The organism is Streptomyces albiflavescens, assembly GCF_014645835.1.
GTDB lineage: Bacteria > Actinomycetota > Actinomycetes > Streptomycetales > Streptomycetaceae > Streptomyces > Streptomyces albiflavescens.
Genome location: NZ_BMMM01000008.1, coordinates 372,986 through 396,490 on the forward strand (window position 1 = coordinate 372,986; position 23,505 = coordinate 396,490).

Annotated in this window: 23 protein-coding genes; 11 read left to right on the plus strand and 12 right to left on the minus strand. The window is 71.8% G+C overall.

The features are described 5' to 3' along the window. Positions 1-8 precede the first annotated feature (8 nt). Positions 9-446, minus strand: a complete 438-nt coding sequence (locus IEY95_RS23635) for a hypothetical protein (RefSeq protein WP_189188096.1) — start codon at positions 444-446, stop codon at positions 9-11. A gap of 267 nt (positions 447-713) precedes the next feature. Here IEY95_RS23635 and IEY95_RS23640 point away from each other — a divergent pair, with 267 nt between their 5' ends. The 4 genes from IEY95_RS23640 (at position 714) to fxsA (ending at position 5,155) form a co-directional block, all read left to right on the plus strand. Beyond that, positions 714-1,154, plus strand: a complete 441-nt coding sequence (locus tag IEY95_RS23640) for an Lrp/AsnC family transcriptional regulator (RefSeq protein ID WP_189188097.1) — start codon at positions 714-716, stop codon at positions 1,152-1,154. Positions 1,155-1,280: 126 nt separating this feature from the next. Further along, positions 1,281-2,906, plus strand: a complete 1,626-nt coding sequence (locus IEY95_RS23645; protein WP_189188098.1) for an amidohydrolase — start codon at positions 1,281-1,283, stop codon at positions 2,904-2,906. Between the two features lie 563 nt (positions 2,907-3,469). Next, a complete protein-coding gene (locus IEY95_RS23650) occupies positions 3,470-4,261 on the plus strand; it encodes a polyprenol monophosphomannose synthase (RefSeq protein WP_189188099.1) in 792 nt (263 codons plus the stop codon). 315 nt (positions 4,262-4,576) lie between these two features. Then, a complete protein-coding gene (gene fxsA, locus IEY95_RS23655) occupies positions 4,577-5,155 on the plus strand; it encodes an FxsA family membrane protein (protein ID WP_189188100.1) in 579 nt (192 codons plus the stop codon). Between the two features lie 184 nt (positions 5,156-5,339). On the opposite strand, the gene IEY95_RS23660 is transcribed toward fxsA, so the two are convergent. The 4 genes from IEY95_RS23660 to yczE all read right to left on the minus strand — a co-directional run bounded on the left by IEY95_RS23660 (position 5,340) and on the right by yczE (position 8,825). Then, positions 5,340-5,714 (minus strand): RNA polymerase-binding protein RbpA, encoded by a 375-nt coding sequence (locus IEY95_RS23660; RefSeq protein ID WP_003977404.1) that lies wholly within the window; start codon positions 5,712-5,714, stop codon positions 5,340-5,342. 256 nt (positions 5,715-5,970) lie between these two features. Beyond that, on the minus strand, positions 5,971-7,320 hold the full coding sequence (locus tag IEY95_RS23665) for an MFS transporter (RefSeq protein ID WP_189188101.1): 1,350 nt from the start codon (positions 7,318-7,320) through the stop codon (positions 5,971-5,973). 42 nt (positions 7,321-7,362) lie between these two features. Beyond that, positions 7,363-8,130: a glycerophosphodiester phosphodiesterase family protein gene (locus IEY95_RS23670; RefSeq protein ID WP_189188102.1), complete on the minus strand. Its 768-nt coding sequence runs from the start codon at positions 8,128-8,130 to the stop codon at positions 7,363-7,365. Then, complete coding sequence (yczE, locus tag IEY95_RS23675; RefSeq protein WP_373294522.1) at positions 8,127-8,825, minus strand: membrane protein YczE; 699 nt, start codon at positions 8,823-8,825, stop codon at positions 8,127-8,129. Before yczE ends, IEY95_RS23670 begins: the two co-directional genes overlap by 4 nt. A 64-nt stretch (positions 8,826-8,889) precedes the next feature. Between yczE and IEY95_RS23680 the strand changes: the two genes are divergently transcribed. After that, positions 8,890-10,389, plus strand: coding sequence for an SCO1417 family PLP biosynthesis transcription factor (locus IEY95_RS23680; protein WP_189188104.1), 1,500 nt, complete (start codon positions 8,890-8,892; stop codon positions 10,387-10,389). Positions 10,390-10,494: 105 nt separating this feature from the next. Here the strand turns inward: IEY95_RS23680 and IEY95_RS23685 are convergent, their stop codons facing one another. Further along, positions 10,495-12,114 carry an NACHT domain-containing protein gene (locus IEY95_RS23685; RefSeq protein WP_189188105.1) on the minus strand — a complete coding sequence of 540 codons (1,620 nt, stop codon included), beginning with the start codon at positions 12,112-12,114 and terminating at the stop codon, positions 10,495-10,497. 40 nt (positions 12,115-12,154) lie between these two features. Beyond that, the gene (locus IEY95_RS23690) at positions 12,155-12,349 is read right to left on the minus strand and encodes a hypothetical protein (protein ID WP_189188106.1); all 195 of its coding nucleotides are present in this window, start codon (positions 12,347-12,349) and stop codon (positions 12,155-12,157) included. 279 nt (positions 12,350-12,628) lie between these two features. On the opposite strand from IEY95_RS23690, the gene IEY95_RS23695 reads away from it, so the two are divergent. The 5 genes from IEY95_RS23695 to IEY95_RS23715 all read left to right on the plus strand — a co-directional run bounded on the left by IEY95_RS23695 (position 12,629) and on the right by IEY95_RS23715 (position 18,006). Then, on the plus strand, positions 12,629-13,021 hold the full coding sequence (locus IEY95_RS23695; protein ID WP_189188107.1) for an ankyrin repeat domain-containing protein: 393 nt from the start codon (positions 12,629-12,631) through the stop codon (positions 13,019-13,021). A gap of 300 nt (positions 13,022-13,321) precedes the next feature. Beyond that, positions 13,322-14,740 carry a HEAT repeat domain-containing protein gene (locus IEY95_RS23700; RefSeq protein ID WP_189188108.1) on the plus strand — a complete coding sequence of 473 codons (1,419 nt, stop codon included), beginning with the start codon at positions 13,322-13,324 and terminating at the stop codon, positions 14,738-14,740. Between the two features lie 139 nt (positions 14,741-14,879). After that, a complete protein-coding gene (locus tag IEY95_RS23705) occupies positions 14,880-16,004 on the plus strand; it encodes a glycosyltransferase family 4 protein (protein ID WP_189188109.1) in 1,125 nt (374 codons plus the stop codon). Next, a complete protein-coding gene (locus IEY95_RS23710; RefSeq protein WP_189188110.1) occupies positions 16,001-17,155 on the plus strand; it encodes a glycosyltransferase in 1,155 nt (384 codons plus the stop codon). The genes IEY95_RS23705 and IEY95_RS23710 overlap by 4 nt, the downstream gene beginning before the upstream one ends. After that, positions 17,152-18,006: an SGNH/GDSL hydrolase family protein gene (locus IEY95_RS23715; RefSeq protein ID WP_189188111.1), complete on the plus strand. Its 855-nt coding sequence runs from the start codon at positions 17,152-17,154 to the stop codon at positions 18,004-18,006. The genes IEY95_RS23710 and IEY95_RS23715 overlap by 4 nt, the downstream gene beginning before the upstream one ends. A 25-nt stretch (positions 18,007-18,031) precedes the next feature. Here IEY95_RS23715 and IEY95_RS23720 read toward each other — a convergent pair whose 3' ends face one another. From IEY95_RS23720 to IEY95_RS23740, 5 genes are read right to left on the minus strand one after another with little or no spacing between them, the layout of a single operon-like run. Beyond that, positions 18,032-18,901 carry a 5-oxoprolinase subunit C family protein gene (locus tag IEY95_RS23720; RefSeq protein WP_189188112.1) on the minus strand — a complete coding sequence of 290 codons (870 nt, stop codon included), beginning with the start codon at positions 18,899-18,901 and terminating at the stop codon, positions 18,032-18,034. A 34-nt stretch (positions 18,902-18,935) separates the two neighbouring features. Beyond that, positions 18,936-19,553 carry a 5-oxoprolinase subunit PxpB gene (gene pxpB / locus IEY95_RS23725; protein ID WP_189188156.1) on the minus strand — a complete coding sequence of 206 codons (618 nt, stop codon included), beginning with the start codon at positions 19,551-19,553 and terminating at the stop codon, positions 18,936-18,938. Between the two features lie 50 nt (positions 19,554-19,603). Next, positions 19,604-20,362 (minus strand): LamB/YcsF family protein, encoded by a 759-nt coding sequence (locus tag IEY95_RS23730; protein WP_189188113.1) that lies wholly within the window; start codon positions 20,360-20,362, stop codon positions 19,604-19,606. A 45-nt stretch (positions 20,363-20,407) separates the two neighbouring features. Beyond that, on the minus strand, positions 20,408-21,238 hold the full coding sequence (locus IEY95_RS23735; protein WP_189188114.1) for a putative hydro-lyase: 831 nt from the start codon (positions 21,236-21,238) through the stop codon (positions 20,408-20,410). After that, a complete protein-coding gene (locus IEY95_RS23740) occupies positions 21,235-22,554 on the minus strand; it encodes an MFS transporter (protein ID WP_189188115.1) in 1,320 nt (439 codons plus the stop codon). Before IEY95_RS23740 ends, IEY95_RS23735 begins: the two co-directional genes overlap by 4 nt. A gap of 220 nt (positions 22,555-22,774) precedes the next feature. Between IEY95_RS23740 and IEY95_RS23745 the strand changes: the two genes are divergently transcribed. After that, the gene (locus IEY95_RS23745; RefSeq protein ID WP_189188116.1) at positions 22,775-23,479 is read left to right on the plus strand and encodes a GntR family transcriptional regulator; all 705 of its coding nucleotides are present in this window, start codon (positions 22,775-22,777) and stop codon (positions 23,477-23,479) included. The last annotated feature ends 26 nt before the right edge of the window (positions 23,480-23,505 follow it).

The window sequence follows — 23,505 nt, forward strand, 5'->3', positions numbered from 1 at the left end:
CGGACCGGTCAGGCGGCCTGGCGCCGCATCTCGGGGACCCGCATCGGGCGCGAACCCGGGCCGCCGACGTGTGAGAACGGCTGCGTCCGCCAGTCGAGGCCCTGAGGGAGCGTCAACAGGAGGGCCGTGTCCTGCTCCTGGAGTTCGGCGGACTCGTCCGCGGGCCGTGCGTCGGCCGCCGTGCGGCCCGTACCGGAGCAGACCGTGAGCCCGAACGGGTTCCACGGCGAGGCGCACAGTGCGTGCTCCGGCAGAACCTCCTCGTCCGCCAGCAGCGCGATGGGCTGCGCGCAGTCCGGGCAGATGACCCGGTACATCTCGAAGGTGTCGTACGCGTCGAACTCCTCGCCGTCCAGGGCGTCCGGTTCGACGCCCTCCGGCTCGGGCTCGAGAACGGGCTGCTGCCGCTTGGACGCGGTACGACCAGGGCGCTTAAGACTCTGCATGGGTTTCTCCCCCTCGGGTGGGCCGACAAGGCGCTGCGGCCTCGACCACAGCAAGCACTTCCCGTCCGGTCTCTGCGGTAATCACGAGAACATCACGGACCCGGTTGTGGCACTGTGGCGTTCGTCACATGCCGCCCGCAGGTGCCCGGCGTGGTGGATTTGTCCCCCTGACGGCTCACAGGACGCTCTCTGCCACATCACAAACCGGGTATGACCTGCGCCGCCGAGGTACCCGGGGAGATCAGGGGCCCTGTAGGTTCTTGCGCCATGGAGGAGCTGGACCGACAAATTGTGCAGCTGCTCGTCGCAGACGGGCGGATGAGTTACACCGACCTGGGCAAGGCCACGGGCCTGTCCACGTCCGCCGTGCACCAGCGGGTGCGTCGGCTGGAGCAGCGCGGCGTCATCCGCGGCTATGCCGCGGTCGTGGACCCCGAGTCCGTCGGGCTGCCCCTGACCGCCTTCATCTCGGTGAAGCCGTTCGACCCGAGCGCCCCGGACGACATCGCGGAACGTCTTGCCGGCGTCCCCGAGATCGAGGCCTGCCACAGCGTCGCGGGCGACGAGAACTACATCCTCAAGGTGCGCGTCTCCACCCCGCACGAACTGGAGGAGCTCCTCGCCCGGCTGCGCGGCCTCGCGGGCGTGTCGACCCGCACGACGGTGGTGCTGTCCACGCCGTACGAGGCACGGCCGCCCCGTATCTGACCGCAGCCGCTGAGGGCGATCGCTCCGCCGGCGATGGGGGAGGGTGGGCACAGGCGACAGCGCCGGAAGCGCTGCAAGCGAGCCCCAAGTGCAGCACCGGTGGGCTCGGGCGGGAAACTGTCCGTTATGAGTGAACGCACCGCCCCATCGAAAACGGTCCTGCTCCGCCGCGGCGAAGTCCACAGCCCCGCCGACCCCTTCGCGACCGCGATGGTCGTCGAGCGCGGGCAGGTCGCCTGGGTCGGCTCCGAAGGCGCGGCCGACGCCTTCGCCGACGGGGTCGACGAGATCGTGGATCTCGAGGGAGCCCTGGTCACCCCGGCGTTCACCGACGCACACGTGCACACCACCTCCACCGGGCTCGCGCTCACCGGCCTCGACCTGTCGGACGCCTCCTCCTTGGACGCGGCCCTCGCCCTCGTACGTGACTTCGCCGCCGCCCGCCCCGCCGACCGGGTCCTGCTCGGCCACGGCTGGGACGCGGCCCGCTGGCCCGGCGGCCGCCCTCCGGCGCGCGCCGAACTCGACGAGGCGGCCGGCGGGCGCCCGTTCTACCTCTCCCGTATCGACGTGCACTCCGCCGTGGTCACCACCGCGCTCCTGGACTTGGTCCCAGGGGTCACCGCCCGCGCCGGGTACTCGCCCGACGGACCGCTGACCCGCGACGCCCACCACGCGGTCCGTGCCGCGGCTCTGGGCGCCGTCAGCCGTGAGCAGCGCACCGAGGCGCAGCGCGCCGCACTCGCGCATGCGGCCTCGCTCGGCATCGGCTCCGTGCACGAGTGCGCCGGCCCCGAGATCTCCTCCGAGGACGACTTCACCGGGCTACTGCGGCTCGCTGCCGAGGAGCCGGGCCCCCGCGTCGTCGGGTACTGGGCCGAACAGGCCGAAGAGGGTGTGGCAAGGGCCCGGGCGCTCGGCGCGATCGGCGCCGCGGGCGACCTCTTCGCCGACGGCTCGCTCGGCTCGCACACCGCCTGCCTGCACCAGCCGTACGCCGACGCCGAGCACACCGGCACGGCCTACCTCGACACCGCGGCGGTCGCCGCGCACGTGGTGGCCTGCACCGAGACGGGCCTCCAGGCGGGCTTCCACGCCATCGGGGACGCCGCGGTGACCTCCGTGGTCGAGGGCGTGCGCGCCGCCGCCGAGAAGATCGGCCTCGCCCGCGTCCGAGCCGCCCGGCACCGCGTCGAGCACGCCGAGATGCTCACCCCGGAGACGATCGCCGGATTCGCCGAGCTCGGTCTCACCGCCTCCGTGCAGCCCGCCTTCGACGCGCTGTGGGGTGGCGAGGACGGCATGTACGCCCAGCGCCTGGGCGCAGAACGGGCCCGCATGCTCAACCCCTTCGCGGCCTTGCTGCGCACCGGCGTGCCGCTCGCCTTCGGCTCCGACAGCCCGGTCACTCCCCTCGACCCGTGGGGCACGGTCCGTGCCGCCGCCTTCCACCGCACGCCCGAGCACAGGGTGTCCGTACGCGCCGCGTTCACGGCGCATACGCGTGGCGGCTGGCGGGCGATCGGACGGGACGACGCGGGTGTCCTGGTGCCCGGCGCGCCCGCCGACTACGCCGTGTGGCGCACCGCCGAGCTCGTCGTACAGGCTCCCGACGACCGGGTCGCACGCTGGTCCACCGATCCCCGCTCCGGCACTCCCGGGCTGCCGGATCTGACCCCGGGCAACGACCTGCCCGTCTGTCTGCGCACGGTGGTCGGCGGACGGACGGTGTTCGTACGGCCCAACGAGTGATGTCCTGGGGTGGCGCGGTCCCCATCGTCGCCCGCCGCCGCGTCGCGCGACCTGCGTATCCTCCGCACTGACCAGGTGAGGGAGCAGAAAGCGGCAGCTCAGGCGGCTGTTGACAGCTGGCCTCAGGTGGCCGGTAGGTTCGGCCGGGTCCACCACCGGACGTCCGACCGGGGAACTTTCCGCGCGGCCTCGAAGTGCCGCTGGGTCAGGGGTGGTGTGCCGCACCGGCGCACCACCACTGGGAGCCAGGCCCAGTGCCCGTGCAACGAGGCGAGGGAACGTTCCGACAAGTCGGCAGGTGTGACCCGGGTGGGGCCCGGACGTTCAGTAGACAACGGCCTTCGGTCGATCCGCAGCCAGCGGGTCCCTGGTCGGCCCGAAGGGCGCCGGGCCCCGATCCGCAGCACTCGAATCCCGCAGCCGGAAGCATACGATTGCGTCACCGGGTGCCCGGTCTTACCCGGCTCTTGCCGAATCGACACCCCTGTACTAACGCGGCGACGCAACAGCGCAGGTTGAGCGCACTATGGTGGACCCCTGCGTACGGACACGAAGGGGCAGCAGTGAACGACGGTGACGGGACCCTCGCGGCAGGAGCCCAAGCGAGGCAGTTCGGCCCGCTCGGCACGACCTTGGTGATCATTCCGACCTACAACGAGGCGGAGAACATCAAGAAGATCGTCCGCCGGGTGCGGTCCGCCGTGCCCGAGGCACACGTCCTGGTGGCCGACGACAACAGCCCCGACGGGACGGGCAAGCTCGCCGACGAGCTGGCTGCCGAGGACGAGCACGTCCAGGTGCTGCACCGCAAGGGCAAGGAAGGCCTCGGCGCCGCCTACCTCGCGGGCTTCCGCTGGGGCATGGAGCACGGCTACGGCGTACTCGTCGAGATGGACGCCGACGGCTCGCACCAGCCCGAGGAGCTGCCCCGTCTGCTGACCGCCCTCAAGGGCGCCGACCTTGTGCTCGGCTCGCGCTGGGTGCCGGGCGGGCGGGTCGTGAACTGGCCCAAGTCCCGCGAGTTCATCTCCCGCGGCGGCAGCCTGTACTCCCGCGTCCTGCTCGACGTGCCGATCCGGGACGTCACCGGCGGCTACCGGGCCTTCCGCCGCGAGACCCTCGAAGGCCTCGGCCTCGGCGAGGTCGCCTCCCAGGGGTACTGCTTCCAGGTCGACCTGGCCCGCCGCGCCGTCAAGGCCGGCTTCCACGTCGTCGAGGTGCCGATCACCTTCGTCGAGCGGGAACTCGGCGACTCCAAGATGAGCCGCGACATCCTCGTGGAGGCGCTGTGGCGGGTCACCACGTGGGGCGTGGGGGAGCGGGTCGCGCGGATCACGGGCCGCAAGCCCTCCTGACATCGGACGGGGCATGAGCCCTTGATTCCACCTGACGTCGCACGGGGCATGAGCCCTTGAGCCCTCCTGGCGTCGCACGAGGCATGAGCCCTTCAGCTCTCCTGACGTCGCACGAGGCGCAGGCCTTTCACCATTTCCGACATCTGAGGCGTCTCAGGCGTCTCAGGCGGCTCGGGCGTCTCGGGCGGCTCGGGCGTCTCACGGGTCGAGAGGCCTTCCGGCGCCCGGTCTCGATCCACAGCTGCCGCCGTTCCCACAGCCGCTGTTGATCATCCCCTTATCCCGTACTGAGCCGCGCCCAGGCACACTGGGTGCATGACGACTGGCGCTCCGACTCCCACCTATCCCGCCCGCCCGCGGCGCTCGCGGCTGCGTACCTTCCTGCCGCTCGGCATCGCCGCGTGGCTGGTGCTGGAGATCTGGCTGCTGACCGTGGTCGCGGGCGCGGCGAGCGGCTTCACGGTCTTCCTGCTGCTGGTCGCCGGGTTCGTCCTCGGATCCGTGGTCATCAAGCGGGCCGGACGCCGGGCCTTCCGCAACCTCAGCGAGACACTGCAACAGCAGCAGAGCGGCACCGCCCCCACGACCGGCGGTGGCAACGGCAACGGCCTGATGATGCTCGGCGGTCTCCTCCTGATGATCCCCGGCCTCATCTCGGACGCTGTGGGTCTGCTCCTGCTGATCCCGCCGGTCCAGAAGGCCCTCAGCCGCTACGGGGAGCGCACCCTGGACCGCAAGATGCGCGAGGCTGCCCCCGGTACCTTCGGCGATGCGTTCCAGCAGGCCCGCATCCATCGCCCCGACGGCAAGGTGGTCCAGGGCGAGGTCATCAGGGACGAGGATCGGCGGGGCCCGACGTCGGAGCCGGGACCGCACCCGCCGCTGAACCGCTAGCCCTCAGCCCTTCTCTGGCTCTCAGCCTGTCCCCGGGGGTGCAGCCCCCAGGGACGGGCCATTGCCAGACGGGCCATTGCCGCGAGGCCGCACTGAACGCGCGAAACCGCGAGCACCGGTACACATCGTGTACGGCGCCCGCGGTCACGTGCGTGCGTTGTATGCCGCCCAATCCCCGGAGGGACTACGCGGACTTGCGACTGTCCCGCGGATGCACCGCGATGTTCATCGCGCCGGAACGGAGAACGGCCAGGCGCTCCTCGAGGACCTCTTCGAGCTCCTCGCGAGTGCGCCGCTCCATCAGCATGTCCCAGTGCGTACGCGCGGGCTTCGCCTTCTTTTCCTCAGGGCCGTCGCCGTCCACGAGAAGTGCCTGGGCCCCGCAGACCTTGCACTCCCACTCCGGCGGAATTTCGGCCTCCACCGAGAAGGGCATCTCAAAGCGATGTCCCTTCTCGCATGCGTACTCCACGGCCTGGCGCGGGGCCAGGTCGATGCCGCGGTCCGTCTCATAGCTGGTCACTACGAGGCGTGTGCCGCGAAGAGCTCGCTCACTCATGAATCGTGCCTCCCGGGCTTGTCGCCCACAGGACAGGTGTCGCTGTCGTCGTCATCCGGTCAACGTCCGGTCGGCGGTAAAGATTCCCGTTCCGGGTTCATGCGTCGCCGTCGTAGCCGCCCCTTGTTGTACCCACCGGCGCCCGGTTTGTCACATCTGGCAGCAGATGTCACCCAGCGTTTCGGCATCTTTGACGCGCAGTAACGGTACGCCTGGCAGGCCAAACGCGTACACTACCGGCCTTTGGCCCCGGGTGCTAAATCCTGTCCGGTACGGGATTTCCCGCGTCGCGCACCGCCTGCCGCACCGGCACCCGCGCGAGCAGCACGAATCCGATGACGAAGAAGGCCACGAGCGAGATGATCGCGTCCCGATAACTTCCCGTCAGCTGGTAGGTCAACCCGAACAGAAGCGGGCCCAGCCAGCTCATGCCGCGGTCGCTCATCTCGTACGCCGAGAAGTACTCGGCCTCCTTGCCGCTGGGCACGAGATGCGAGAACAGGGAGCGCGACAACGCCTGGCTGCCGCCCAGGACGAGGCCGATACCGGCGGCCAGGACGAAGAACCAGACGGGCGCGCCGGCGGGCAGGAAGTACCCGGCGCCGAGCGTCACCGTCCAGGCGACGAGCGAGCCGAGGATCGTACGTTTCGCGCCGTACGTCCGCGCCAGTCGGCCCATCCCGAGCGCACCCCCGACCGCGAGCACCTGGACCAGCAGCACGGCGACGATCAAAGTCGACTGGCTGAGGCCCAGCTCCTCCGATCCGTAGACGGAAGCCTGCGAGATGACCGTCTGGATGCCGTCGTTGTAGATGAGGTACGCGAGCAGGAAGGCGAGCGTGAGCGGCTTGCCGCGCATGTCCCGGACCGTGGCCGCCAGCTGCCGCCATCCGTGCGGGGGCGCCGTCCCGGCAGTCGCAGCGGGGCGATCGCGCAACCGCTTGAGGGGGACGAGGGTGAAGGCGCCCCACCAGATGCCCGCCGAGGCGAGACAGATGCGGACGGCTGTCGACTCGGAGACGCCGAAGGTGTCGTGGGCCGTGAACAGGATCAGGTTCGCGACCAGCACCAGCGAGCCCGCCGCGTAGCCGAAGGCCCAGCCCCGGGACGAGACGGCGTCGCGCTCCTCGGGCGGGGCGATCTGCGGCAGATAGGAGTTGTAGAGGACCATCGACACCGCCACGGAGGCGTTGGCGACGATCAGCAGCAGACCGCCCAGCAGATAGCGGTCGCCGTCGAGGAAGAACATGCCCGTGGTGGCCGCGGCGCCCAGGTAGGCGGCGGCCGCGAGCAGTGGCTTCTTGCGGCCCGTGCGGTCGGCGGCCGCGCCCGCCATCGGCATCACGAAGATCGACAGGATGACAGAGGCGGAGACCGCGTACGCGAAGAAGGATCCGGCGCGAATCGGGATGCCCAAGGGGTGCACAAAACCGTCCGCGTCCGCCGCGTGCTTGGCGACCGACGTCAGATAGGGGCCGAGAAAGACGGTCAGCACGCTCGTCGAGTAGACGGAGCACGCCCAGTCGTAGAAGTACCAGCCGTGTTGCTCGCGCCGCCGCTCGGCGGCCTCGTCGGCCGGCTGTGCCCGCACGGTGTCAGTGCCCACCCGTGCCCCTCGCTTCCCCGTGAACGGACCGCGCGAGGAGGCTCAGAACCAGGTGCCCCGGTCTTCCAGGACCTTGCGCAGTGTGTCGATGTGATCGGTCATGATGCCATCGACTCCCAGGTCCAGGAGCCGGTGCATACGTTCCGGTTCGTTCACGGTCCACACATGCACCTGCAGCCCGCGCGCGTGGGCGGTCTGGACGAAGCGACGGTCGACCACCGGCACGCCGGACTGGGACTCGGGAACCTGCGCGGCGATCGCCGAGCGGCGCACGGCGGCCGGTATGCCCCAGGAGCGCAGCCGCAGATTGAGCACACCGCGTGTGCCGTACGACGTCGCCAGGCGTGGTCCGGCCAGGTGCTGGGCTCGGGCGACTCGTGCCTCGGAGAAGGAGCCGACGCAGACGCGGTCCCATGCGTCGGTGCGGCCGATCAGGTCGAGCAGCGGCTGGAGGGCGGGCTCGGCCTTGACGTCGATGTTCCAGCGCACCTCGGGGAAGGCGTCGAGCAGCTCCTCGAAGAGGGGGACCGGTTCCTTGCCCCCCACGCGCGCGTGGCGCACGTCTTCCCAGGGGAGGTCCGCTATCCGGCCGGCCCCGTCCGTCACCCGGTCGAGGGTCACGTCGTGGAAGGCGACGAGCCTGCCGTCCGCCGTCGCGTGGACGTCCGTCTCGATGTAGCGGTAGCCCGCCGCCACCGCGCGCCGGAACTGGGCAAGGGTGTTCTCCAGACCGTCCGCCGCCCCACCCCGGTGCGCGAAGGGGATCGGGCCGGGATGGTCGAGGTACGGGTGACGTATGCGCGTGCTCACCCGGGCAGTATCGCGCGCTCCGGTTGACCGGCGGCAACGATGGTGCTGCCGCCCGGTGCCGGGCGGACGGCGAACACCCGCAGGAAGAGCTGGGCGAGGGGGCCGATGGCGACGGCGTACAGCACCGTGCCGATGCCGACCGTGCCGCCGAGTGCGAAGCCGGTCGCGACAACGGCCACTTCGAGGACGGTGCGGACCAGACGGATGGAGCGGTCCGTGCGCCTGTGCAGGCCTGTCATCAGGCCGTCGCGCGGGCCGGGTCCGAAGCTGGCCGAGATGTAGAGGCCCGTCGCCACCCCGTTCAGCACGATGCCCGCCATGAGGAGCGGAATCCGTACGGCCAAGGTGTGCGCGTCGGGCACCAGGGCGAGCGTGCCGTCCATGGCGATGCCGACCACGAAGACGTTTGAGACCGTGCCGAGACCGGGGCGCTGGCGGAGCGGGATCCACAGGAGCAGCACCGCCGCGCCCACGATGATCGACACCACGCCGATCGTGAGGCCGGTCAGTTCGGCGAGGCCCTGGTGCAGCACGTTCCAGGGCTCCAGCCCGAGGCCCGACTCCACGAGCAGGGCCGAACTTGCGCCGTACAGAGCCAGGCCTACGTAGAGCTGGACGAGGCGGCGGGGGAGCCGTCTGTACTCCGAGCGTGTGGACATGAAAGTCCCCCCAGTGGTGGTAGTGGCCTGACGCATGACACTCTGTGGCTTGGGAAGAAATGTCATCCATGGCCAATTCGGGGAAGGTGGACTGGGAATCATGGCGCAGTGGACTTCGGCGGTGGGTGCCGCACAGCTGGCCCGGCTCCTCAACTCCCAGCAGGAGCGCCCCGCCGGGCCGGGCACCCGCCGTCCGCCCGCCTATCGGGCGCTCGCCGACGGCATCCGGCTCCTGGTGCTCGAAGGCCGGGTGCCGGTCGCCGCACGGCTGCCCGCCGAGCGGGAGCTCGCGCTGTCCCTGTCGGTCAGCCGGACAACGGTCGCCGCGGCCTACGAGGCGCTGCGGGCCGAGGGGTTCCTGGAGTCCCGGCGCGGCGCGGGCAGCTGGACCGCGGTGCCGGCCGGGAACCCGCTGCCCGCGCGCGGCCTGGAACCTCTGCCGCCCGAAGCCCTCGGGTCCATGATCGACCTCGGCTGCGCGGCGTTGCCGGCACCGGAGCCATGGCTCACCCGCGCCGTGCAGGGCGCCCTGGAGGAGCTGCCGCCGTACGCGCACACGCATGGCGACTATCCCGCCGGGCTGCCCGCGTTGCGCTCGATGCTCGCCGAGCGGTACACCGCGCGCGGCATTCCGACCATGCCCGAGCAGATCATGGTGACCACCGGGGCGATGGGCGCGATGGACGCGATCTGCCACCTCTTCGCCGGGCGCGGCGAGCGCATCGCGGTCGAGTCGCCCTCCTACGCCAACATCCTTCAGCTGATGCGTGAGGCCGGGGCCCGGCTGGTGCCCGTCGCCATGGCCGAGGGTCTCGCCGGCTGGGACATGGATCGCTGGCGCCAGGTCCTGCGGGACGCGGCGCCCCGTCTCGCGTACGTCGTGGCCGACTTCCACAACCCCACGGGAGCCCTGGCCGACGAGCATCAGCGGCGCGGGCTCGTGGACGCGGCTCGTTCCGCGGGCACCGTGCTGGTCGTCGACGAGACGATGAGCGAGCTGCACCTGGACGAGAGTCTGGACATGCCGCGCCCCGTGTGCGGCTTCGACCCCGCCGGCTCGACCGTGATCACCGTCGGCTCCGCGAGCAAGGCCTTCTGGGCCGGTATGCGGATCGGCTGGGTGCGGGCCGCGCCCGATGTGATCCGCAGCCTCGTCGCCGCGCGCGCGTACGCCGACCTGGGCACGCCCGTGCTGGAGCAGCTGGCCGTGAACTGGCTGCTCAGCGCCGGGGGCTGGGAGCAGGCCGTGGAGATCCGGCGGGGCCAGGCCCGGGAGAACCGCGACGCGCTCGTCGCCGCCGTGCGGCGGGAGCTGCCCGGGTGGGACTTCTCCGTACCGAAGGGCGGGCTCACGCTGTGGGTGCGGACCGGGGGGTTGTCGGGGTCGCGGCTCGCCGAAGTGGGGGAGCGGGTGGGGGTGCGGGTGCCGTCCGGTCCTCGGTTCGGCGTGGACGGGGCCTTCGAGGGGTATGTGCGCTTGCCGTTCACCGTGGGGGGCGCGGTGGCCGAAGAGGCGGCGGTGCGGTTGGCTGCGGCGGCGCGGTTGGTGGAGACGGGGGCGAACGGGGGGAACGAGGCGTCGCGGATGTTCGTGGCGTAGGGGTTTCGCCCAACGCCGGAGGGGCTGAAGATCAGCCCCTCCGGCGTTGGGCGAGCGCGGGTTTGGGGGCTGAGGGGGCGAAAACGCCCCGGCTGGACTCAGCCCTCAGCCCTCCGCCACCACCGCCTTCGCGGGCAACGGCTCCGCGGGCAACGGCTCCGCGGTCAACGGCTCAGCGTGCGGCGCCTCTGCGGGCGGCGGCTCCGTGTCGCCAGGAGTCGTCCGCTCCGGCAGGAGGTCCAGAACCGCCCGCCGATGGGTCTCGCTCGTGGCGTCGTCATACGGGTCCGGCGTGGCCGGGACCTGGAGGCGCAGAACGGCACCGGTGCCGAGGCGCGCGTAGCCGCGGCCGGGCGGCATGTCCCGGGTGGGGGTCGTGTGCGGGGGCGCGCCCAGGATCGTCTCCAGTTGGGCGGAGGAAGCCGGACCGAGCACCACGCGCGCGCGGGTGTGCTGGCGAATCGCGTCGCTGAGCAACTCCAGGCCGTCGAAGTGCTCGGCCACGACCACCGTGACGCCCGCCGCGCGCCCGTGCCGGAGGGGGACCTGAAGGAGGGCCAGCGGATCCTTGCGCCCGTCGGCGGCGGCCAGGTGGCCGAGCGCGCTGGGCCGGTCCAGAAGGATCCACAGCGGGTTCTTGATGTCGTCCGGCGGGGGATGTCCCGCCTGGCGGGCACGGTTCGCGGCGATCAACCGCCGTTCCGTCTCGTGAGCGGCCCATTCCAGACTGGCGAGTGCCCCCGCCAGGCCGCACTCGACGGCCAGCACTCCCTCCCGGCCGGTCATACAGGCGTACTCGCCGGTGCCGCCCCCCTCGACGACGACGACATCGCCGCACTGAAGAGCCTGCACGGCGATGGAGCGCAGGAGGGTGGTCGTGCCGCTGCCGGGATCGCCGACCACCAGCAGGTGCGGCTCCGTGGAGCGGATCCCCGTGCGCCAGACGACCGGGGGAACGTCGCGCTGTTCGTCACCGTAGGTGAGAGGGAGTGTGCGCTGGACGTCGGCCGGGTCGGTGAAGCCGAGGACGGTCTCGCCCGGCGCGGTGACGAAGCGCTGGGCGGAGATGTCGGTCGGGAGGGGCGGGAGGACGGTGACGGTGAGTTCGTTGCCCTCCTCGTCCCAATCGAAGTGGTACTCGCGGCCACGCCCCGACTTGGCGTGCAGGAGTTGCTCGATGCGGGCGCGGGACTCCGTTTCGCCGTCCGTGAAGTAGGCGGGATAGCGGATGAGGAGTCGGGAAACGCGTCCGTCGTCGTCGAAGTCGTACGAGGAGAAGGCCTTCTCCCAGTCGCCGCTGTGGGCGTAGAGGGGATCGGGATCCTCGGCCGCCGAGAAGTACGGGACCAGGGCCTCGTACAGCGACTTGAGCCGCCCGGTCTGCGCCTCGTCGGGGCCCGTGGGTGCCGACGAGGCGCGGTCGCGGCCTGCCCAGGCTGCCGCCGCCATCAGGCTGATGACGGCGAGCAGCGGCCCGTACGGCGCCAGCGCGACGACCAGGATCACCGAGGCCACCAGGAACAGCAGCGGCCCACGCCGGTCCTTGGGAGTGGCGGCCCACTTGCGCCGCCCGGCACCTGCCAGCCGGCGCAGTCCACGGGTGACCGTGATCAGCGGGTGGAGAACGTCGGTGGCGCTGTCGGCCGCCGTCCGGGCCAGCTCCCGGCTTCGGGCGATCTGTGCGCTGCCGTTGCTCAGAATGCGGGGGAGAGGGCGCCGGGCCACTGCTGTCTCCTGGAGGTGCGTACGGACGTGAGGGGCGGGATCAGAATTTGATGCCGCCGAGGAGGCTCGCCAGGCTCTCGCCGCCGGCCTTGATGCTCGGGGCGATGGCCGTGCTGGCCAGGTAGAAGCCGAACAAGGTCGAGACCAGGCAGTGCGACGCCTTGAGCCCGTCCTTGCGGAAGAAGAGGAAGACGACGACGCCGAGCAGGACCACGCCTGACATGGACAGGATCATTTGAGTTCTCCTGGTTCGTGGGGACAGTCACCGTTCGTGGGGACAGTCACCATGAGTACTTCCAGGATCACAGGATGTATCCATACGATAAAAGGTGCAACTGGGTGAATTTCCGATGATTTCACCCACATGGCGGAGTCGTCTTGGGCCACCTGGGCAGGTCTGATGCGTCCGGCGGGTCTGCTGTGATCATTGCCGAGGACGGTGCCGGTCATGTCCCGACGGAGCCAGTACGCTGTCGATTCACCCGAACGGTTGTAGTGAGAGGCGGTCCGGCCGATGAGTGAAGCCCCCGACCCCGAGGTCGTGGAGCTGGCGACCAAGATCTTCGATCTGGCGCGCCGTGGCGAGACCGAGGCGCTCGTCGCGTACGTGGACGCTGGCGTTCCGGCCAACCTCACCAACGACCGCGGCGACTCGCTCGTGATGCTCGCCGCCTACCACGGCCACGCCGAGGCGGTACGCGCCCTCTTGGAGCGCGGCGCCGAGGTCGACCGCATCAACGACCGGGGCCAGACGCCGCTCGCCGGGGCCGTCTTCAAAGTCGAGGAGGGCGTGATCCGGGTGCTCCTGGACGGCGGCGCCGATCCCGCCGCTGGTACCCCCTCGGCCATCGACACGGCACGCATGTTCGGCAAGACGGAACTGCTCGAATTGTTCGGCGTGCGATGACTCGAACGTCCTGACCAGGCGAAACGCAGGAAAAAAGGGAGGCGGAACGGGGCCGCCGGAAATACGGTCGCGGCAGGAAGAACTGCCGAGTCATCATGACGTCGTGATTCACGGACGCGATGGCTGGGCAGGTGTTGCCGCACCGCGCGGGCCGTGATGCGGCCCGCATGGGCCACCGACGAGAGGCAGAGGAAGATGGTCTACAGCAAGCAAGAAACGGCGGGCGCTCCGACGTGTTGTCACGCGGCCAGGTAATGCAGGTTCCCGGTTGCGTCGACGCTTGATGTGAGGCTGTTTCCCATGTTCGATCCGGTCATAGCGCCCAGCGGAACGCTGCTCGGCCTGCTCCAGCGGGGCCGTGGCGACGGCACGCTGCACGCGCTCACCGCACCGCGGGCCGAAGCGCTCGCGGCACTGAACCACTGTGTGCTGCGCGATCCCCGCCACGACTGGCAGGTGGAGAACCGCTCCCTGTACTACGCCCGTCTCTTCCTCGATCTGAGCGGTGAGCTCGACGAGATCGAGCGGCACCTCTTCGACGCCGAGGACGTCCTCGACACGTGCGAGTCACGCACCGGGCTCGCCCTCGCGGTCCTCGGGCACCTCGCCTCGTACGGCAGGCGCGACGCGCTCGAACTGCTGCGCAGGTACGCCGCCTCCGGCACCAACTGGGCCTGGGCTCTCGACGAGCTGGCCCTGCGCGACGACGACGCGGGTCTGCGCGCCCTGGCCGCGCCCGTACTCGCCCGCTTCCCGGCCGACGCGGAGGGCGAGGCGGAACTCGCCGCCACCGTGCGCGACGCCTTCGAGCCACGGCCCTGGCGGCTGTGGGCCGACGATCCGCGCGAATCCATCGGCACGCGCGTGCGTGCCGCCCAGGAACAGGGCTCCTTCGACCGCTGGCAGCGCCAGATGCGACCGTCCGGGCCTCGCCCCGGGTGGAGCGTCCAGGCTGTCTTCGAGTGGGCGCAGCAGGGCATCGACCGCGGCGCCGCGCTCCATGTCCCGGCCGCCCGCTGCCTCACCGCCGTCGCCGGCCCCGAGGACCGGCCCGAGATCGTCGAGGCCGCCCGCGGCGGCGGCGACGGAGCGCGCTGCACCGCCTTGCGCTATCTCGCCGACAGCAACGATCCGGACGCCCTCGACCTGATCGCGGGAGCGGTCGCCGACGGATCGACGACCGTGGCCGAGGCCGCCGTCGACGCCTTCGAGCGGATGCGCAGTGTCGCCGCCGTCGACCGGGCACGAGGGTGGGCGCACCGGCCCGACACCCTGGGAGCCGCCTCGGGACGGATGCTCGCCTGTCGGGGCGGGGCGCAGGACAGCGAACTGGTCCTGGGCGCGCTGCGGGAAGCGGTACGGGGCGAAGGCCCCGACGCGCCGACCCTGTGGACCCTCGTCGACGGCACCGGACGGCTCGGCATCGCCTGTGCCGCACCCGTGCTGCGGCACATCTACCGCGAGACGGCGTCATCCCATCTGCGCGGGCGCGCCGCCCGCGCCCTGGCCACCACCGACCCCTCCTTCGCCGCCGGCTTCGCCGTCGAATGCCTGTGGGACTGCGAGGAGACCACGCGAGAGGTGGCCGCACGGCACGCCGAGACCGGTGATGCCCGTGTGGTGGATCAGCTGCGCCGGCTGGCGGCGGATCCGGCCGAGGAGGCGGACGTCCAGACAGCGGTCCGGAGCCGGATCGGGCCCGACATGCCGGCAGTATGAACGTTCGGTGACCCCGGAGTCAGGAGGGCATGGACGGGGGCCGACCTGCTCGGGTGTGCAGCGCAACGCTCATGGGACGTTCACCGTTCGCAAAGATCCACGTTGACGCGGCCACGTCCAGTACGGCGACAACACCGGTATGCGTGTCGTCATCGTGACCGAATCCTTTCCCCCCGATGTGAACGGCGTGGCCCACTGCGCGCTCCAGACCGCCCGGCACCTCGTCGATCGCGGTCACGCTCCCCTCGTCGTCGCCCCGGCCACCGCGGCCGGGAGCGGGCCCGACGCTCTCGCGCCGTGCCCCGTCGTCCGTGTCCCCTCCCTACCGCTCCCGGGCTACCCCCAGGTCCGCGTCGCCCTCCCCAGCCGACGCGTCGCCGCGGCGATCACCGAACACCGCGCCGACATCGTCCACCTGGCCAGCCCCTTCATCCTCGGCGTCCGCGGCATGGCGGCCGCCGCCCGGCTCGGCATCCCCGCCGTGGCCGTCTACCAGACCGACCTCGCCGGCTACGCCCGTACGTACATCAGCGCGGGTGAGGCCACCGCGTGGCGGCGCATACGCTCGGTGCACGCCGCCGCCGACCGGACGCTCGCCCCGTCCAGCGCGGCCCTGCACGACCTGGAGGCACACGGTGTGCCCCGGGTACGGCTGTGGCCGCGCGGTGTGGACACGGTCCGCTTCCGTCCCGACCGCCGGGACGAGGCGCTCCGTCGTGAACTGGCGCCGAACGGCGAGCTGATCGTCGGCTACGTCGGCAGGCTCGCCCCCGAGAAGCAGGTCGAACTGCTCGCCGGGGCGTGCGGACTGGACGGCGTGCGCGTCGTCGTGGTCGGCGACGGGCCGAGCGAAACCACCCTGCAGAGCGCCCTTCCCGGCGCGGTTTTCCTCGGACGTCGCACCGGCGACGAACTCGCCCGGATCTTCGCCTCCTTGGACGTCTTCGCGCACACCGGCCCCTTCGAGACCTTCTGCCAGACCGTGCAGGAGGCGATGGCGAGCGGGGTGCCCGTCGTCGCGCCCGCCGCGGGCGGACCGCTCGACCTGGTGGCCCACGGGCGTACGGGGCTGCTGGTGCCTCCGCGCGACGCGGACGCCGTGCGCGACGCGGTGTGGGCCCTGGCCTCCGATCCGGCTGTCCGGGCCGCCTACGGGGCCGCCGGGCGTGCCATGGTCGAGGGCCGCACCTGGGCCGCTGTGGGCGACCAGCTCATCGGGCACTACGCCGATGTGCTCTCGGCGCGGAAGCTGGTGGCGGCATGAGTCTGCGCATCGTACGGCTCGCCAACTTCGTCGCCCCCGCGTCCGGCGGCCTGCGCACCGCGCTGCGGGAGCTGGGCGCGGGCTACCGGGCGGCCGGGCACGAACCGGTGCTCATCATCCCCGGTGAGCGCGCGAGCGACCGCGACACCGAACAGGGCCGGGTGATCACGCTGCCCGGGCCGCTGCTGCCCGGGACCGGCGGCTATCGCGTGCTCACGGACAAGCGGCGAGTGGCCCGGCTCCTGGAGTCGCTCGCACCCGACCGCCTCGAAGTCTCCGACCGGACCACCCTGCGCTGGACCGGAGTGTGGGCACGGCGCGCCAGGGTGCCCGCCGTGATGGTCTCCCACGAGACCGCCGACGGAGTGCTGCGGACCTGGGGTCTTCCCGAGGGGATGGCCCGGCGGACCGCCGACGCCCTCAATGTCCGTACGGCCCACACGTATGCGCGGGTCGTGTGCACCACGGAGTTCGCCGAGCGCGAGTTCGTCCGCATCGGCGCCCGCAATGTCGTACGTGCCCCGCTGGGTGTGGATCTGGTGGGCCGGCACCCCGCGCTGCGGGACCCCGCGCTGCGCGCCCACTACGCGCGCGCGGACGAGGCGTTGCTCGTGATGTGCTCCCGGTTGTCCGTCGAGAAGCGGCCGGGCACGGCACTCGACGCGCTGGAGGCGCTGCTGCGGCGCGGACAGCGGGCCGTGCTCGTCGTCGCCGGGGACGGACCGCTCAGGACCCGGCTCGAACAGCGCGCCCAGGAGCGGAGGCTGCCCGTCACCTTCCTCGGGCACGTCTCCGACCGTGCCGTGCTCGGTGCGCTGCAGGCCTCCGCCGATGTGTGTCTGGCCCCCGGGCCCGCCGAGACGTTCGGGCTCGCCGCCCTGGAGGCGATGGCCTGCGGTACGCCCGTGGTGGCCAGCGCGCTGTCCGCCCTGCCGGAGGTCGTCGGGTCCGCCGGGGCCACCGCCGGGGACAGCGGGGACTCCTTCGCGGACGCGGTACGGCTGCTGCTCGGGCGTCCCGAGCGCGAGCGCAGGCGGGCCGCACGCGCGCGTGCCGAGTGCTTCGGCTGGGGCGCCGCGGTGGAGGGCTTCCTCGCCGCGCACGACGCGATGGTTCCGGTGCGGCCGCGCGCGCAGGAGGGCGTCGCATGAGACCGCTGCGGTTCGTGGCCCTCGGGGACTCGCTGACGGAAGGCGTCGGCGACCCTGTCGGGGAAGCTTGGCGCGGGTGGGCCGCACTGCTCGCGCAGGGGCTGGCCCCCGCGGACACTCCCGTGGATTTCACCAACCTCGCGGTCAGCGGGGCGCAGACGCGGGACGTGCTGGAACGGCAGACACCGGCGGCGCTGGCCTCGGAGCCCGACGTCGTCTCCGTCGTGATCGGTGTCAACGACACCCTGCGCTGCACCTTCGACATTCACTCCGTGGCAGCGCGGCTCGACAAGGTGTACGCGGCGTTCCGGGCTCGGGATGCGGTGGTGATGACGGCCTGTCTGCCGGATCCCGGCTCCATGCTGGGACTGCCGGGCGCGCTGGCACGCCCGCTGGCCCGGCGGCAGCGGGCCGTCAACACGGTCGTGCACGCGCTGTCCGAGCGGCACGGGGCGGTGCATCTGCATGCGGCGGAGGAGGAGTGGCTGACGGACCGTGCGATGTGGAGCGCGGACCGGCTCCACCCGGGGGAGCAGGGGCACCGGCAACTCGCCCTGCGCTTCCACGCGCTGCTGGCCGAGCAGGGCGTCGCCACCGGGGCCGCGCCCTCGGCCGAGCCCGAGTTTCCCGCACCCACGCGGTCGGCCAGTCTGTTGTGGCTGGCCACCGCCGGAACGGGGTGGGTGGCCCGGCGGTGCACGGACCTGCTGCCGCAGCTGCTCACCCTTGCCGCCGCCGAGGTACGCCACCGGGCGCGCGGCACCAGCGCGCGGCTCGACCTCAGTGCCTCGCACGCCGTCGCGTCCGCGCTGGCCGCGCTGTCGGTGGCCGAACAACCGGACGCGGCATGACGGTTCAGCTGCTACGCGGAGGCGCTCAGCGGCGGCGTACGGCCACGAAGCGGACCGGCGTGCCCGGGACCGCCTGAGCGGCCGCGGGGAGGTCGGTGGAACGGACGACCGCGATCACCGGGTACCCCCCGGTGGTCGGATGGTCGGCGAGGAAGACGACCGGGCGGCCGTCGGGCGGTACCTGGACGGCGCCCAGAACCATGCCCTCACTGGGGAGTTCGCCGGAAACGGCCCTCTCCAGTGAGGGCCCGTTCGTCCGCAGGCCTATGCGGTTGCTCGCGGACGACACCCGGTAGGCGCCGGTGGTGAGGGTGCGCACGGCCGACGCCGTGAACCAGTCGGCGCGGGGGCCCGGCGTCACGCGCAGGACCAGTTCGGCGGGCGGAGCGACGTGCGGGACGACGTCCACGCGCGCGTGGAGCGTGTCCGGGCGGCCCAGAGGCAGCACCATGCCGTCGGAGAGCGGCGGGGGACCGAGGCCCGAGAGAAGGTCCGTGGAGCGGCTGCCGAGGACCGGGTCCACGGCCACTCCGCCGGAGACGGCCACATAGCCGCGCAGCCCGGCACGCGCGTGGCCGACGTCCAGCAGTGCTCCGGCGGGCACGTGGACGGGCGCCCCCCAGGCGGCCGGACGCCCGTCCACGGTGACCGGACAGGGCGCTCCGGCCACCGCCACGGTGACCGCGGAACGCGGCCGCAGGGCGCACCCGTTGAGGGTCGTCTCCAGAACGGCCGCTTCGGCGGGGTTGCCCACGAGCCGGTTGACCAGCGCCGCCGCGGGCCCGTCGAGGGCGCCGGAGCGCGGTACGCCGAGGTGTGCGTGGCCGGGACGGCCCTGGTCCTGGACGGTGGTCAGGAGACCGGCCCGGACGACGGAGAGGGCACGGTCGGTCATGAGCGCCTCGGTGATGAGAAGCGGGACGTGGCGGTCACGAGCACCTCGCCGGTACGAAGCGGACCAGGGCGCCCGGAGCGAGCAACGCGGCCGGCACGCGCGCGTGGTCCCACAGCACCGCGTCCGTCGTCCCGATCAGCTGCCAGCCGCCCGGCGACGAGCGCGGGTACACGCCCGTGTACGGGCCCGCCAGCGCCACGGAACCCGCGGGAACCGTCGTACGCGGAGTCGCCCGGCGCGGGACGTCGTACCGCGACGGCAGTCCCGTGAGATAGGCGAAGCCGGGCGCGAACCCGCAGAAGGCGACCCGGAATTCGGCCGCCGAGTGGATCTCGGGCACCTGGTGCTCGGGCACACCCCACAGAGCCGCCACATCCGCCAGGTCGGGACCGTCGTACCGTACGGGGATCTCGATCGCCTCGTCCGTGCGCGGGGGCATCGGGGGGATGTCCCATGTGGGGAGCCGCTCCGCCAGGCGCGCGGGGTCGTCCAGGCCGTCCAGAAGGACCGTGCGGGCCGCGGGGACGATCTCCCGTACGGACAGGGTGCCCTCCCCGCGGCGGCGCAGCAGTTCGGCGTGCAGGGCCTGGGCCGCGTCGCCCGAGGAGACTTCGACGAGCAGGGCATGGTCGCCGACGGGCAGCGCCCTCATGCCTTCGCCGGCAGACGGAGTCCTCATACCGTCCCCGGCAGGCAGAGCGCTCATACGAACGCCTCCACGCGGACGCCGGACGACTCCAACCGGGTGCGCACCCGGCGGGCCAACTCCACCGCGCCCGGAGTGTCCCCGTGCAGGCACAGGGAGCGGGCGCGGACCGGGATGCGCTCCCCGGAGTGGGAGGTCACCGTGCCGAAGCGGGCCAGGCCCACCGAGCGGTCGACCACCGTGTCCGCGTCCGTGATCACCGCGCCGTCCCGGGTGCGCGGCACCAGGGTGCCCTCCTCGGTGTACGCGCGGTCCGCGAACGCCTCGGTGACAGTGGCCAGTCCCGCCTGCTCGGCCAGCTTCAGGAAGCAGGAGGAGGGCAGGCCGAGGACGGGCAGGCCGGCGTCCGCGAGCAGGACGCCGTCGACGACCGCCCCCGCCTGTTCCTCGTCGTGCACGACGCGGTTGTAGAGCGCGCCGTGCGGCTTCACGTACGACACACGCGTGCCCGCCGCGCGCGCGAACACCTCCAAGGCGCCGATCTGGTACGCCACTTCGGCGGCCAGCTCGTCGGGCGGCACGTCCATCGCGCGCCGCCCGAACCCCGCCAGGTCCCGGTAGGAGACCTGGGCGCCGATCCGCACGCCGCGCTCGGCCGCCAGCTCGCACACCCGCCGCATGGTGGCCGCGTCCCCGGCGTGGAAACCGCAGGCCACATTGGCGCTGGTGACGACGGACAGCAGCTGTTCGTCGTCGGTCAGGCGCCAGCGGCCGAAGCCCTCGCCGAGGTCGGCGTTGAGATCGATCGGGGTCATGAGGTGCGGTTTCTCCTTCGCCTGCCGTGATGTCGTCGGCTGTTCTCAGGCCACGCGGTACTGGTCGTCGCGGGTGTCCGTGAGGAACATCCGGCCGGGCGCGTGGGTGATCGCGAAGGGCGGACGGGACGCCATCACGGCCGCCTGTGGTGTCACTCCGCAGGCCCAGAACACCGGGATGTCGTCCGGTGCGGCATCCACCGGATCGCCGAAGTCGGGGCGCGCGAGATCCTCGATGCCCAGCCCCGACGGCTCGCCGCAGTGCACCGGGCTGCCGTGCACGGCGGGCAGCAGACTGCTCTCCCTGATCGCCGCGGCCAGATGCTCGGGCGGGACGGGGCGCATCGACACCACCATCGGTCCGTGCAGCCGCCCGGCCGGACGGCACTGGCGCCCGGTCACATACATGGAGACGTTGCGGCCCTGCTCGATGTGGCGCATCGGGACGCCCGCCTCGGCCAGCGCCCACTCGAAGGTGAAGCTGCACCCGATGAGGAACGAGACGAGGTCGTGGCGCCAGCGGTGGACCACGTCGGTGGGCTCGTCGACCAACTCACCGTGTTCCCACACCCGGTAGCGCGGCAGGTCGGTGCGCAGGTCGGCGCCCGGAGCGAGCGGAGTGGTCCAGGAACCGGCGTCGGTGACATCGAGGACCGGACAGGGCTTCGGGTTGCGCTGGCAGAACAGCAGCATGTCGTACGCCCAGTCGGCGGGCACCGAGATCAGGTTCGCCTGGGTGTGGCCCGCGGCGACTCCGGCGGTGGGGCCCGAAACGCCCGAACGGAACCGGGCGCGCGCCTCGTTGGGGGTCCACGCGTGCGCGTGGCCGTCGATTTCCAGCAGGCTCGACGGGCGGTCCTGGACGGTGTCGTTCACAGGAGCTCCTTCCCACGCGTCTCGGGGAGCCCGATGAGGGCCAGCGCGGCGAGGGCGTAGCCGATCGCGCCGAAGACCAGCGCGCCGCCCACGCCCCAGCTGTCGGCCAGGAAGCCGACGGTGGTGGGGAAGGCGGCGCCCACGGCGCGTCCCGTGTTGTACGTGAAGCCCTGCCCCGTGCCGCGCACCGCCGTCGGGTACAGCTCGCTGAGGAACGAGCCGAAGCCGCTGAAGATCGCCGACATACAGAAGCCGAGCGGGAAGCCCAGCACCAGGAGAAGGGTGTTGGCGCCGCTGGGGATGTTCGCGTAGGCGAGGATGCACGCCGCGGAGAGGATCGCGAAGAGCAGGATGTTGCGCTTGCGGCCCAGTTTGTCGGTGAGATAGCCGCCCGTGAGGTAGCCGATGAAGGCTCCTGAAATCAGGAACGTGAGATATGCGCCGGTGCCGACGACCGACAGTCCGCGCTCCGTCTTGAGGTACGTGGGCACCCAGGTGGCCAGCGTGTAGTAGCCGCCCTGGACTCCCGTGGAGAGCAGGCCCGCGAAGACCGTCGTCCGCAGCAGCCCGGGCGCGCCGGCCCTGCCCGGCTTGAAGATCGCCGCGAACGAGCCCTTCTCGGTGCTGTCCGCGCGGCGTTCGGCCGCCTTCGGGGCGTCATGCACCTGGCGTCGCACCCACAGGACGAGCAGCGCGGGCAGCGCGCCGGTCCAGAACATCACGCGCCAGGCCAGATCGTCGTCCAGGAACTGGAAGACGAGCGTGTTGACGAGTACGGCGAGGCCCCAGCCGACGGCCCAGGAGCTCTGGATCGCGCCGAGCGTGCGGCCCCGGTGTTTGGGGCTCGCGTACTCGGCGACCAGGATCGCGCCGACCGCCCACTCGCCGCCGAAACCGAGGCCCTGGAGGGCGCGGAACACCAACAGCGTCTCGTAGTTGGGCGCGAAGCCGCAGGCCACGGTGAACAGGGCGTAGGTGGCCACGGTGATCATCAGCGCCTTGACGCGTCCGATCCGGTCCGCGACGACACCGGCGACGGCGCCGCCGACCGCCGAGACGACCAGCGTGACCGTGGTGAACAGGCCGGTCTGGCCGCTGTCCAGGCCGAAGTACGCCGCCAGCGCGACCATGCTGAGCGGCAGTGTGAAGTAGTCGTAGGAGTCGAGGGCGTAGCCGCCGAACGCGCCGGCGAAGGCGCGGCGCCCGCGGGGGCCGAGCGCGCGCAGCCAGGCGAACGCGCCTTCCTGAACGGTGAGTTCACCGGTGCCGGGCGGGGTGTCGGCCGTCAGGGCCTGGGGCGGAGGGGTCGTGCTCATGGGCACCTCACAGTGAGGGACGGAGGGTGCTGGGACTGAGCCGTGCCGTGCGGGAGTGGAGAACTGAGCCGTGCCGTGCGGAAGCGGTGGGCGCCGCGGCCGCGCAGAGGGATGCGGTGCGGTCGCGCTGCCGGCGCCTGACCGTCAAGGTAGAGGATCGTTGAACGATCCCTCAATACCCATGTTGTTTCGTTCTTGTATCTGCGATTGAATTCCGGGCATGGCAGAGCTGACGGGACTGGCCGACGATCGCGCCCTGCTGGGCCGCACCAGCACCGCCGAGCGGGTCTCGGACATCCTCAGGAGTCGCATCGCCGAGGGCTTCTTCCCGCCCGGCACGCGGCTGTCCGAGGACAGCATCGGTGGGGCGCTCGGCGTCTCGCGCAACACCCTGCGCGAGGCGTTCCGGCTGCTCACGCATGAGCGGCTGCTGGTGCACGAGCTCAATCGCGGGGTCTTCGTCCGGGTACTGACCGTTGAGGACGTCGAGGACATCTACCGCACCCGCGGTCTCGTCGAGTGCGCCGTGGTCCGCGGCCTCGGCGAGCCGCCGTACGCCGTGGACGGCCTCGCCCGGGCCGTCGCCGACGGGCGGCGGGCGGCACACGAAGGTGACTGGAAAGGAGTCTCCACCGCCAACATCCACTTCCACCGGGAGCTGGTCGTGCTCGCCGGAAGCGCCCGCACCGACGAGCTGATGCGCAGCGTCTTCGCCGAACTGCGCCTCGCCTTCCATGTGGTGGACGACCCACAACGCCTCCACGAGCCGTACCTCGCCCGTAACCGTGAGATCCTCCAGACCCTCCAGGCGGGCGACCGGGACGGAGCCGAGCGGCTGCTCGCGGTCTATCTCGACGACTCCCTCAAGGGGCTCGTGGAGGTGTACGCGCGGCGGGTGGCCGACGGCGGGCAGGGGATCGGCTGAGGCGTGACGGGACGAGCGCGGGGCAC